This window comes from Alistipes sp. CAG:29, from assembly GCF_000435435.1.
GTDB classification, from domain to species: domain Bacteria; phylum Bacteroidota; class Bacteroidia; order Bacteroidales; family Rikenellaceae; genus Alistipes; species Alistipes onderdonkii.
Genome location: NZ_FR893478.1, coordinates 82306 through 93480, shown reverse-complemented (window position 1 = coordinate 93480; position 11175 = coordinate 82306). Strand labels below are relative to the sequence as shown.

The 11175-nt window shown below is 60.4% G+C and carries 12 protein-coding genes and 1 pseudogene; 7 read left to right on the top strand and 6 right to left on the bottom strand.

What is annotated here, in order from left to right; all coding sequences use genetic code 11:
* Nucleotides 1-185 (top strand): annotated as a pseudogene (locus tag QVP03_RS10075) (MBL fold metallo-hydrolase); the annotation flags it as partial.
* Nucleotides 186-408: 223 nt separating this feature from the next.
* On the opposite strand, the gene QVP03_RS10070 reads toward QVP03_RS10075, so the two are convergent.
* Nucleotides 409-822: a hypothetical protein gene (locus tag QVP03_RS10070; RefSeq protein WP_052011038.1), complete on the bottom strand. Its 414-nt coding sequence runs from the start codon at nucleotides 820-822 to the stop codon at nucleotides 409-411.
* A 144-nt stretch (nucleotides 823-966) separates the two neighbouring features.
* Between QVP03_RS10070 and QVP03_RS10065 the strand changes: the two genes are divergently transcribed.
* Together QVP03_RS10065 and QVP03_RS10060 are read left to right on the top strand one after the other, a co-directional pair.
* Complete coding sequence (locus QVP03_RS10065; protein WP_022333327.1) at nucleotides 967-1533, top strand: RNA polymerase sigma factor; 567 nt, start codon at nucleotides 967-969, stop codon at nucleotides 1531-1533.
* Nucleotides 1517-1972: a hypothetical protein gene (locus tag QVP03_RS10060; RefSeq protein WP_022333326.1), complete on the top strand. Its 456-nt coding sequence runs from the start codon at nucleotides 1517-1519 to the stop codon at nucleotides 1970-1972. The genes QVP03_RS10065 and QVP03_RS10060 overlap by 17 nt, the downstream gene beginning before the upstream one ends.
* A 240-nt stretch (nucleotides 1973-2212) precedes the next feature.
* Here the strand turns inward: QVP03_RS10060 and QVP03_RS10055 are convergent, their stop codons facing one another.
* The 4 genes from QVP03_RS10055 to QVP03_RS10040 all read right to left on the bottom strand — a co-directional run bounded on the left by QVP03_RS10055 (nucleotide 2213) and on the right by QVP03_RS10040 (nucleotide 5676).
* Nucleotides 2213-2524 (bottom strand): heavy-metal-associated domain-containing protein, encoded by a 312-nt coding sequence (locus QVP03_RS10055; protein WP_022333325.1) that lies wholly within the window; start codon nucleotides 2522-2524, stop codon nucleotides 2213-2215.
* Nucleotides 2525-2547: 23 nt separating this feature from the next.
* Nucleotides 2548-4884, bottom strand: a complete 2337-nt coding sequence (locus QVP03_RS10050; protein ID WP_018695037.1) for a TonB-dependent receptor — start codon at nucleotides 4882-4884, stop codon at nucleotides 2548-2550.
* Nucleotides 4885-4949: 65 nt separating this feature from the next.
* Nucleotides 4950-5363, bottom strand: coding sequence for a hypothetical protein (locus QVP03_RS10045; RefSeq protein WP_018695036.1), 414 nt, complete (start codon nucleotides 5361-5363; stop codon nucleotides 4950-4952).
* Between the two features lie 46 nt (nucleotides 5364-5409).
* Nucleotides 5410-5676: a PqqD family protein gene (locus QVP03_RS10040; protein ID WP_022333324.1), complete on the bottom strand. Its 267-nt coding sequence runs from the start codon at nucleotides 5674-5676 to the stop codon at nucleotides 5410-5412.
* Nucleotides 5677-5750: 74 nt separating this feature from the next.
* Between QVP03_RS10040 and QVP03_RS10035 the strand changes: the two genes are divergently transcribed.
* The 4 genes from QVP03_RS10035 (at nucleotide 5751) to QVP03_RS10020 (ending at nucleotide 9968) form a co-directional block, all read left to right on the top strand.
* Nucleotides 5751-7685, top strand: a complete 1935-nt coding sequence (locus QVP03_RS10035; protein WP_022333323.1) for a RecQ family ATP-dependent DNA helicase — start codon at nucleotides 5751-5753, stop codon at nucleotides 7683-7685.
* Between the two features lie 89 nt (nucleotides 7686-7774).
* On the top strand, nucleotides 7775-8386 hold the full coding sequence (locus tag QVP03_RS10030) for a 3'-5' exonuclease (RefSeq protein WP_117507179.1): 612 nt from the start codon (nucleotides 7775-7777) through the stop codon (nucleotides 8384-8386).
* Entirely contained in the window at nucleotides 8383-9582 is a 1200-nt protein-coding gene (locus QVP03_RS10025; protein ID WP_022333321.1) for a class I SAM-dependent rRNA methyltransferase, read from the top strand. Before QVP03_RS10030 ends, QVP03_RS10025 begins: the two co-directional genes overlap by 4 nt.
* Before the next feature lie 26 nt (nucleotides 9583-9608).
* Nucleotides 9609-9968: a winged helix-turn-helix transcriptional regulator gene (locus tag QVP03_RS10020; RefSeq protein WP_022333320.1), complete on the top strand. Its 360-nt coding sequence runs from the start codon at nucleotides 9609-9611 to the stop codon at nucleotides 9966-9968.
* A 291-nt stretch (nucleotides 9969-10259) separates the two neighbouring features.
* Here the strand turns inward: QVP03_RS10020 and QVP03_RS10015 are convergent, their stop codons facing one another.
* Nucleotides 10260-11114, bottom strand: coding sequence for a hypothetical protein (locus tag QVP03_RS10015; protein WP_278808654.1), 855 nt, complete (start codon nucleotides 11112-11114; stop codon nucleotides 10260-10262).
* Between the last annotated feature and the right edge of the window lie 61 nt (nucleotides 11115-11175).

Genomic DNA, 11175 nt, shown 5'->3' with positions numbered 1-11175 from the left:
TCCTGCTGCCCGTCGACCAGCCCTCCACGATGACCGTCGACCAGGCCGTCGAGGCCGTCAAGGCGATCCGGCCGACGATCTTCTACCCCTACCACTACGGCGAAGTCGAGGAAAAGACCGACATCGACCGCCTCGTGCGGGAGTTGGAAGGCGTAACCGAGATGCGCATCCGGCCGATGGAATAAGGCCGCGCGGCCGGCAAACGGCAGGCGTCCGAGTTCCGGCAAACCGTTCCGCCCCGACCGTTCCGCCCCGACAACCGCCCCCCGGCAAATTGTCCTGCCCCCGGTGCGCCGCATGGCCCTCAGCAAACCGTCCCGCCCCCGGTGCGCCGCACGGTCCCCGGCAAAACCAAAAGGAGTATCCCCCAAAAGCGGGATACTCCTTTTTCCATCCGGAAAAGCCGGGTTATTTGCACTCCCTGCCGACGATATTGCGCTCGACGACAAACGAAACGATCAGTCCGACGCCGCCGAAGCAGAGAACCGACCCGCCGTAGACGATGCTCCGCATTTCATACGAAGCATCATAGGCACACCAGTTCAGCAACATGAAGGCGAAGAGCAGCCCGAAACCGATGCCCAGCAAAAGGCAACCGGCCTTCAGGGTTCCGGACACCCCGCCCGACACGGGACGCACCGACACGGGAGCGCCGATCCTCACCCCCATCGGTACGAACTTCAGGTAGTCGATCAGAGCATTGCCGTCCATTTTATCAATGATCATGCGGCGCTCGCGACGGCACACGAGCAATTCGAAGAACTTGTAGATTCCCAGCGTAATCACGCCTACGACCAGGGGAACAAAAATAAAATCCATCATAATTTTTAAAAGTATTAAAGATTACCAATTCGTTTTTGCGATCTTTGCCTTATTAGACGCAGCTCCGGGAAAAAGGTTACAGGTTCCGGAAAAACGGCGTCGGCATGTAACCTTTCCAGGCAAAATGCGTCTAACCGGATAGCAATGCAACAACAGGAGGAACTGGAGCTGATCCGACGGATCGTAAACGGAGAAACCGATCTGTATGCCATCCTTGCCCGGCGGTACGGGCGGGTGGTCTACACGCTGGTTTCCCGCATCGTCGGCTGCGCAGAGGATGCCGAGGAGCTGGCTCAGGACGTTTTCCTCAAGGCGTTCCGCAACCTGCACAGGTTCAACGGGCGCAGTTCGTTCCCGACCTGGCTCTTCCGGATCGCTTACAACACGGCGGTCTCCGAGACACGGCGCCGCAAACGCGAATGGGCCTGCATCGACCAGGCGCGGCTGGCGAACCTGCCCGACAGCGAAGCCGAGCGGATGGATGCCTGGGAGGGAAGGCAGGAATACCTCGACGCTCTGACCCGTGCCGTCGGTGAGTTGGAGCCCGAAGAGCGGGCACTCGTCACGCTCTTCTACTACGAAGAGTACTCCGTAAGCGAATGCGCCGGGATCACGCAGATGTCGGAGTCCAACATCAAAGTACGGCTCCACCGCATCCGCAAAAAACTGTATATACTGGTAAATACGCAACTGCATGGAAGCGAAAAATAACATAATCCGTCGCGCGCTGGAGCAAGCCCCGGGTACGCAACTGCCCGAAGGGTTCTGCGAGAGGCTCATGGAACGGCTGGAACGCGAATCGGCGCGGCGCGAACGGCGCGAAACATGGTTGCTGGGCACGGCGGGCGTACTCTGCCTGCTGGCGGTGATCGCCGGGCTCGCCTGGTATTTCTGGTACGAACCGGGCGTCGGGCTGCATCTGCCCGACATGCCTTCATTCCCCGACATGCCTTCATTCCCCGACATGCCCGCGTTCACAAGCCCGGGCTCCCTAAAATTTCCCGAACCGGATTTCCCGGCCGAAAGCAGGCGGCTGTCCCTGTTCTACGTCTTTATCGCCGCAACGTTCCTCGGCCTCGCAGGGCTCGACCTCTACCTGCGCAGGCGCAGGCACAATGCCATGAAAACAAACGGGCACCCGCACCGATAAACCGGGCACACCGGCAGCCGGGCGGATTCCGGGCCTGCGGAACACTCCCGGCCGTCGTTCGGCATGCACCGGCCCTTATCGGCTGTCGTCCGGAATCGTACGGTAGACAGCAGACGGCGGATAGCGGACAGTGAATAGCGGATCGGGGGAAACCGACGGCAGTACAGGAGCCCGCCCAACAACCGAAACAAAAGGGAGGACAATGATGTCCTCCCTTTTCGATAACAAAACCCGCCGGCGTTATTTCTTCGTGTCGGCTTTTTTCGGTTCGGCCTTGACTTTGATCGAAGCAAAACCCTTGACGATATTCTCGTCGCTGTTTTTCGTGGAATCGTAGACCACGGTCACCTCCTTCTTGGGCAGGTCGACCTTCACGTCCTTGACGCCCTTGCCGAGCGAGGGGACATTATTCATGATCTTCTTGACACAGTGTTCACAGTCGATGTCGGTCGTGAAAACCGTCGTCACCGTCTTTTTGTCGGCAGCCTTCTGCGCTGCACACATGCCCACACCCATCACGAGTGCAAGGCACAGCATTAAAATTTTCTTCATCCTGGTGTTTATTTAAAGATTAATCAATACAAATTGAACCGCAGGCCGATATAGAATTTGCGCCCCATCAGCGGCCCCCATACGTTCATCGAGTTGAAACCCGTCGAATAGGGGTTGTCCGCATTGAGGATCGGGTCGTGCTGGCGGTAGTCGGCGATGTTCTCGCAACCGGCATAGATGTCGAACTTGCCGACCTTGCGGCTTATCTGGGCGAAGAACATCGGGTAGCGCGGCGAATACTTGTCGTCGGCCAGGTCGCCCGTCTGTGTCGGGATGCGCGCAGGGCCGTTCAGCTGTGCCGTCGCGTCGAACACCCAACGGCGGAATTTCGTGGCGTACTGGATATTGAGCAGCGTCTTGTACTGGCTCACCAGCGGCCGTTCCACGCGGGCGGTCTTTCCGTCGGGGCGGTCGATCGTCATCTCGCTGTCCGTATAACGGAACGTGGCGAAGATGTCCAACCGTTCGACAGGCGTCCACGAAAAGTCGATCTGGTAGGTATCCGTATAGGAACGCTTGTCCGAATTATAGAGCACGATCTGGTCGGCGCTATACTCCTGGTCGGCGATCACCGAATTGTAGAACTGCGTACGGAAATAGTCGAAACTCAGCGTTGCGTCGCCGGGACTGACCAGCCCGAAGGTCTGCGTGAGGCTTCCGCCCACCGTAAGTGCCTTCTCCAGCCGGTTGAAACCGTCGAAATCGGGGATTACGATCTGCCGTCCGGTCGCCAGCATACCGATGTTGTCGGTGATGACATTGGTCGAACGGTATCCCAGGCCGGCCGAGCCGCGCAGCGTGGTCGAGGGGGTGATGTTCCAGCGGATATGCCCGCGGGGCGTCACGAAGAACTTGTCATAAAACGCATTGTAATCGCCGCGGATACCCGCCACGACCGAGAACTTGTCCTTGATCGAATAGGTATACTCGGCATAGGCACCCACTTCCTGCTCGTTGCGGTCGAAGTCGTAGAGCGTAGCCGGAGCTGCCGCAATCCACGGGGTGTTGTTGGCAAAACTCTCGCGGTAGTACTGCAAATGTCCCTGTGCACCGACGATCAGCGACGACCGGTAGGTGAAATAGTGGTTGTACATGAGGTTCAGCGAGAGCGTATTCTCATTGCCGCGGTAGTCGTTCAGCCCGAAATAGGCGTTCTCGTTGAAGTGGTCGAAATCGGCCACGAAAGCCAGGTTCGAACGCATCTCATCCTGCTCGTCGGCATCGTAGACCGACGGGCCGACGGGCATACCTATTTTAAAATAACCGTTCGCGCCGCGGTTGCGGATCTTCGAACCGTAGAGGGGCATATCGGCGCCCGTCTCCTTCCAGTCCCAGTTCTTCTCCATCTCGTCGCGCATCGAATTCTTGTAGTCGAGCATACCGCCCAGGCGGTTCTCCTGTACGAATTTCCATCCCCAGCGGATCTGCGTACCGTTATCGGCCGCATAAAGCCACTTGTTGGCCACGTTGATCTGGTCGGAAATCGGCAGGTCGCGGAATCCGTCGTCGTTGTGATCCATCTTGCGGACGTCGGTATCCATCGAACCGTGGAGCAGGATGACGCTCGACAGTTTCTTGTCCTTCGTGACGGGGAACGCCGTCGAGATGTTGGCCTCGGGGCGCAGTTCGTCGTCCAGATAGAGGTTCACGAACAGCCTCTCGTCGTCCGTCGGCTTGCGGTGCTCGAGGTTGATCTGCCCCGTGATGGCCTCATGCCCGGCAGTCACCGATGCCACGCCCTTCGACACCTGAATCGAATTGAGCCACATGCCGGGCGTGTAGCTCAGTCCGTAGGGGGCGCTCAGCCCGCGCATGATCGGGCGGTTTTCGTCGAGTATCTGAGTGTAGGTACCTGCCAGGCCGAGCATCTTGATCTGCCGTGCGCCCGAAATGGCATCGCTGTACCCGACGGTCACCGACGCCGAGTTCTCGAAGCTCTCGGCCAGGTTGCAGCAGGCCATCTTGCAGAGGCCCGCGAACGAGATCATCTCGCCCTTGACGATGCCGTCACGCTTGACGAAGTTGCCGCTCAGGTTACCCTCGACCACCACGTCCTCCAACGCCACGCCTTCGGAAGCGAGTGTGAATTCGATACGCTCCGCACCGCCTGCCACACGCAGCGTGTCGTTCACATATCCCAGATACGAGGCGACCAGATTGTCGTAACCTTTTACCCGGTGGAGCAGGAACGCCCCCTGGGCATCGGTGCTGGCACCGATCGTAGTACCCTCCCAGTAAACCGAAGCGCCCACCAGCGGCTGGTTGTCGGCGTCGCGGACTACACCCCGCAAATCCTGTGCGCAGAGGGTACCGCACACGGCAAGGGAAGAAACAGATAAAATGATTTTGTTGATTTTCATTACATTCCGTTATTGGTTAAAACTATTTGCGGGCGGATGCGCGCAGCATCCGTCCCAAAAAGGTTTTAAGCCAATGCGGGAGGGGCACGAAGCCCTGCGGAGCGCACATGGCCCCGCATGACGAAAGGAGCGCCGCGTTCGGGAAGCGTCTCCCCGAAGAGCTTGAGGTCGGCCGCAACCGGAGCCTCCGCAACCAATGCGGGCGGCAGGTCGGTGACCGTGCAGCGGATGAATTTCTCGTGGTTATCGGAAGAGGAACCCGTATAGAGTTCGATTTCGGTCGAATGGTGGTTGCCGCAGCAGGGAGCCTTCAGCGACTCGCCGGCACCCGCGGCATCGGCGCCGTGCTGGCAGTGGTGGCAGCAGACATGCGACGACATCGTGACGCACTTGCACGAAAGCGACACATACGCAGGGCCGCCCCACGCCGTCAGGTAGATGGCGAGCAGCAACAGCGATATGAGTCTTTTCAATTTCATGCTACCTTTCAAGTTTTCCGTCCGTGCGCCGGACACGTGCCGCCGGTTACTCCAGCACGCCGCATTCGGCGAGCTTCGCAGCCCAGGCCTCGGCATCGCGCTGTGCGGTGGCTTCGTCCACGTCGTAACGCTCCAACAACAGGGCGGCTGCATCCCCGGTGGTAAAGTCCTTGCCGCCGAGCGCCTCCCAAAGATAGAGCGACGAATCGTTGAGCGCCAGGATACGGGTCATGTCGGCACCGCAGCGGCCCGGCATGATAATCACATGCTCCCCCGCCATCTCGCGCACTTTGAATTTTTCGCTTATCTTCATTTGTCGAACGTCTAATCCGATGCAAAAGTATAAAAAATTCCGGGAAACACCTAATTTTTCCTACCTTTGTATTCATGGAAAGGCCAGCGGACAAGATATACGACGTGCTGAAACACTACTGGGGCTTCACCGAATTCCGGCCCGTACAGGAGCGTATCATCCGTTCGGTGATGGACGGGCGCGACACCCTGGCCCTGATGCCCACGGGCGGCGGAAAGTCGCTTACCTACCAGATCCCCGGGCTTGCGCAGGAGGGGCTGTGCATCGTCGTGACGCCCCTGATCGCCCTGATGAAAGACCAGGTCGACCGCCTGCGGGCACGGCACATCCCGGCCGTGGCGATCCATTCGGGGCTCTCGCCGCGTGCAATCGACATCGCGCTGGACAACTGCGTCTACGGCGACGTCAAGTTCCTTTACGTCGCCCCCGAGCGGCTCGCAACAGAGGCCTTCCGCCTGCGCGTCGTGCGCATGAACGTATCGCTCGTGGCCGTCGACGAAGCCCACTGCATCTCACAGTGGGGCTACGATTTCCGCCCCTCGTACCTGCGCATCGCCGAGCTGCGCGAGAAGTTGCCCGGTGTCCCGGTGCTGGCGCTCACGGCCTCGGCCACGAAACTCGTGGCCGAAGACATCATGCGCCACCTGCGGTTCGGCGAACCGCATATCCTGCGGAGCAGCTTCGCACGTCCCAACCTTTCGTACAGCGTCCGCCACACCGACGACAAGAACGGGCAGCTGCTGCGCCTGGTACGCAACGTCCCCGGTTCGGGCATCGTCTACGTCCGTACGCGCGAAGGCACCGAGCAGGTCGCCGACATGCTGCGCAGGGAGGGTATAACGGCCGCGGCCTACCACGGGGGCATGGGGCATGCCGAACGCTCGCTACGACAGGAGGAGTGGGTCTCGGGCAGGACGCGCGTGATGGTCGCCACCAACGCCTTCGGCATGGGCATCGACAAACCCGACGTGCGCTTCGTCGCCCATTACAGCATGTGCGACTCGCTCGAGAGCTACTACCAGGAGGCCGGCCGAGCGGGCCGCGACGGCATGCGGAGCTACGCCCTGCTGCTGGTATCGTCGGACGACGGCGAACGCATCGTGCGGCGTTTCGAGCAGGAGTTCCCGCCGCTCGAAAAGATCAAGGACATCTACGAACGGGTCTGCTCCTACCTGCAGGTCGGCATCGGCGACGGCGCCCAGGCATCGTTCCTGTTCAACATCCACGACTTCTGCGCCCGCGAGCACCTCTACTCCGGCACGGTCGTAAGCGCCCTGAAGCTCCTGCAGCAGAACGGTTACATGACGCTGACCGACGCACAGGAGAACCCGGCGCGGATCATGTTCTGCGTGAGCCGCGACGACCTCTACAAACTCCGCGTACAGCGCGACGAGCTGGATCACTTCATCCGCACGCTGCTGCGCCTCTACAACGGGGTCTTCACCGAATTCCGGCAGATCGACGAGGGCGAGATCGCCACCTGGAGCGGCTATACCGTGCAGCGGGTCAAGGAGCTGCTCAAACGCCTCTGGCAGTTGCGCGTGATCCGCTACGTCCCCTCCAACCGCTCGCCGATCCTCTTCATGGACGAGGAGCGGCTGCCCCGCGCCGACCTCTACATCGCCCCCGAGACCTACAAACGGCGGCAGGAGCTGATGCGCGAACGCTTCGAACACATGCTCGCCTACGCCGCGAACGAGACCCGTTGCCGCAGCGCCGTCCTGGAAGGGTATTTCGGCGAGGGCGCCCCTGCGGCATGCGGCGTATGCGACATCTGCCTCGCACACAAACGTGCCGGGAAGCGGCAGGCGCAGGACGGCGCTGCGCCGTCATCCGACGGCGGGCTGCGCGAAAAACTGCTCCAAAGGTTGTCCCGCGGGGCTGCCGACCCGCACGAACTGGCCGCGGAATTCCCCGGGGAGGCACAGCAGATAGGCCGGGCGCTGCGCGAATTGCTCGACGAAGGCATCGCCGGCACGGGCAGGGACGGGAAAATCGGGTTAAAATAGGGTCGTAACCGCCCGCGGGGATGTAAAAAATCGCCCCGCATGCCGTTTTCCGGAAATAATTCCCTATTTTTGTGAGAATGTTCCACGGCATGACTACGACAAACAACTTTACGGATAAGATCAGCAACGAGGAGGCCGCAGCGCTTCCGGCCATCGAATTCAGGGGCGAAATACGCATCGTCGACAATGAGCGCGACATCGTCCCCGCCTGCAAATTCCTGATGAAACAACGCGTCATCGGTTTCGACACCGAGACCCGCCCGTCGTTCCGGCCCGGGGTGACGTTCCGCGTGTCGCTGCTGCAACTCTCCACGCCGCAGCTATGCTTCCTTTTCCGGCTGAACAAGATCCCGTTCGCTAAGCCGATCCTGCAGGTGCTCGAAAGCAAGGAGATCCTGAAGATCGGCGCCGACGTCGCCGGCGACCTGCGCTCGCTGCGCCAGATACGCCATTTCCGCGACGCAGGGTTCGTCGACCTGCAAACGATAGCCCCCCAGTGGGGCATCGGGGAGAAGAGCCTGCGCAAACTCTCGGCCATCGTGCTGGGGCAGCGCGTATCGAAAGCCCAGCGGCTGAGCAACTGGGAGGCCGCGACATTCACCGACAAACAAAAACTCTACGCCGCGACCGATGCGTGGGTCTGCACGGCGATCTACGACCGACTGCTTCACACACCCAAAATCAAACATCCCGAATTATGACACCCCAAGTATACCTGCGCAAAGGCAAGGAAGAATCACTCATGCGCCGCCACCCGTGGATTTTCTCGGGCGCCATCGACCACATCAAGGCTGAAGACGAATCGGAAATCACGGAAGGCGCCCTGGTCGAAATATATACCCGCACGGGCGATTTCATCGCCCTGGGACACTACCAGATCGGCTCGATCGCTGTGCGTGTGCTTACATTCGACAAGGAACCGATCGACCAGGCCTGGTGGAACCGGCGCATCGCCGTGGCCTACGACGTACGGCGCACGCTCGGACTCACGGACAACCCCGACACGGACTGCTACCGCCTCGTCCACGGCGAGGGCGACGGGCTGCCGGGACTCGTGGTGGACATCTACGGCACGGTGGCCGTCGTCCAGTGCCACTCCGTCGGCATGTACCTTGCCCGCCAGGATATTGCGCGGGCGATCCTGGCTGCCTACGGCGACCGCATCACGGCCATCTACGACAAAAGTTCGCAAACCGTGCCCTTCAACGCCAGGCTGGGTGCCGTGGACGGATACCTGTGGGGGAGCTCCGACCATTCGGCGCACGTGGTGACGGAGAACGGCGAGAAATTCCTCGTCAACTGGGAGCAGGGGCAGAAAACCGGGTTCTTCCTCGACCAGCGCGAAAACCGGGAGCTGGTCAAACGCTACTCGAAGGGGCGCACGGTGCTCAACACCTTCTGCTACACGGGGGGCTTCTCGGTCTATGCCATGGCCGGTGGCGCCGAGAAGGTCTGCTCGGTGGACTCTTCGGAACGCGCCGTCGTGCTGGCCACGGAAAACATGAAACTCAACTTCGGCCCGCAGGCCAACTTTACGGAAACGGCCGCCGATGCCGTGGAGTACCTCAAGGACATCGAAGACAAATACGACCTGATCATCCTCGACCCGCCGGCCTTCGCCAAGCACCACAAGGTGCTGGGTAATGCCATGCAGGGCTACAAGCGCCTCAACGCCCGCGCCATCTCGCAGATACGCCCCGGCGGCATCCTCTTCACGTTCTCCTGCTCGCAGGCGGTGTCGAAGGAGCTGTTCCGCACGATGATCTTCTCGGCTGCGGCCATCGCGGGCCGCAACGTGCGCATCCTGCACCAGCTGACGCAGCCCGCCGACCACCCGGTGAGCATCTACCACCCCGAAGGCGAGTACCTCAAGGGACTGGTGTTGTATGTAGAATAAGGAAAGAAAGACCGCCCCGAACGGACATGGAAAAAACCGCACACCCGACCTACGCCCACTGCCCGATCCGCCATATCGTCGACCGCTTCGGGGACAAGTGGTCGCTGCTGGTACTCTACAACCTCCATACGAGCGGGTGCCTGCGTTTTTCGGAAATCCACCGCCGGACGGCCGACATCTCGCAGAAGATGCTCACATCGACACTCCGCAAGCTGGAACAGGACGGGCTGCTGTCGCGCAAGGTCTACCCCGAGGTGCCGCCCCGCGTGGAATATGCGCTCACGCCCCGCGGCGAGTCGCTCATGCCCCACCTCACAGCGCTTATCGGATGGGCGGAGGAGAATTTCGACGCTATCCTCGAAGACCGGGAACGGGAAAAGATATAGCGACGGCCAGGGCCCGCCCGGCAAATCAAGCGGATACCCGCGGACAGCCCCCTGTCGTCAGCCATCGGCAAAACGTCGTCAGTCGTCAGCAAAATAAGAACGCTCGCACAAAGAGCAACGGGAAACGGGAAACGCCCATCCGCGAAACCGGGCGTCCCGAAAACAGGATGCCGGAAGCCAGACGGGCGAAGTAAATCCCGAAAAAGCGCACGCAAAGGCATCGGCTGGCGGCAACGAGATCGGCATCCGGCACATACCCCTCAACAAAAAAAGTCCCTTCCGGGACTTTTCCTATTTTACCTTTTCATAGACATACACTTCGTGCAGTTCGCTGTCGTACCCCGGGTAGAAACCCCTGACCATTCCCAGCACGATGCGCGAACCCCGGTTCGAAAGTACCAGCAGCTCGTCCGTCGCAGGGTCGACGGTCAGTCCCTCGATCTCGCCCGCGCGCCGGAAATCGGACATCATACGGAACGGCAACACCGCAGCATAGCTTTTCCCGTCGCGCAGGTCGGCAATATAGAGGTTGTCCGGCTCGTCCAGGTCGGCATCGCCGTCGTCGGCCGAAATGAGCATCTGCCCGCCGGCCATATATATCCCCTGCTGCCACTGCGGCACCGGGCGCAGGTGGACTTTGCGCACATACTTACCCGTCGCCAGGTCATAACCGTACAGGTAGCGCCCGTCGATCCAGTCGGCCATCCAGACCATATTCCGGTCGCGGTCTACGGCCAGCCCGCACACCTCGACCTGCCCCGAAGCCGGTTCCCAATCGATCGACCGCTTCCATGTCAGGTCGTCGGCATCGTACACGGCGACCTGGATATTCTCACCCTTGCCGTCTTCGAAAGTCTCGATGCCGGCATAAATCTCACCGTTCCAGACGTCGATATCGCCGATATGGTTCGCGGCGAGCGGCAACCCTTCGAACGGCTGCCCGTTACGGGCGACCAGCCGCCCCTGCTTGTCGTACTTGTAGAGCACCGTGCTGCCCGAAACATAATAGTAGTTCGAGTCAGCGGCGATCCCCTGCCGGCCTTCGACCGGGAAAACCCGCGACAGGCGATACTCCCCGCCCAGTGTCTGCGCCTGGAGTGCGGTTCCGGCCGTCAACAGGAGCAATACAAAAAAAGTTCGTTTCATCGTTATCTGCAATACTATTTGGCAATCATATACTTGATACGCCCGGCCTCACGGCCCGGAT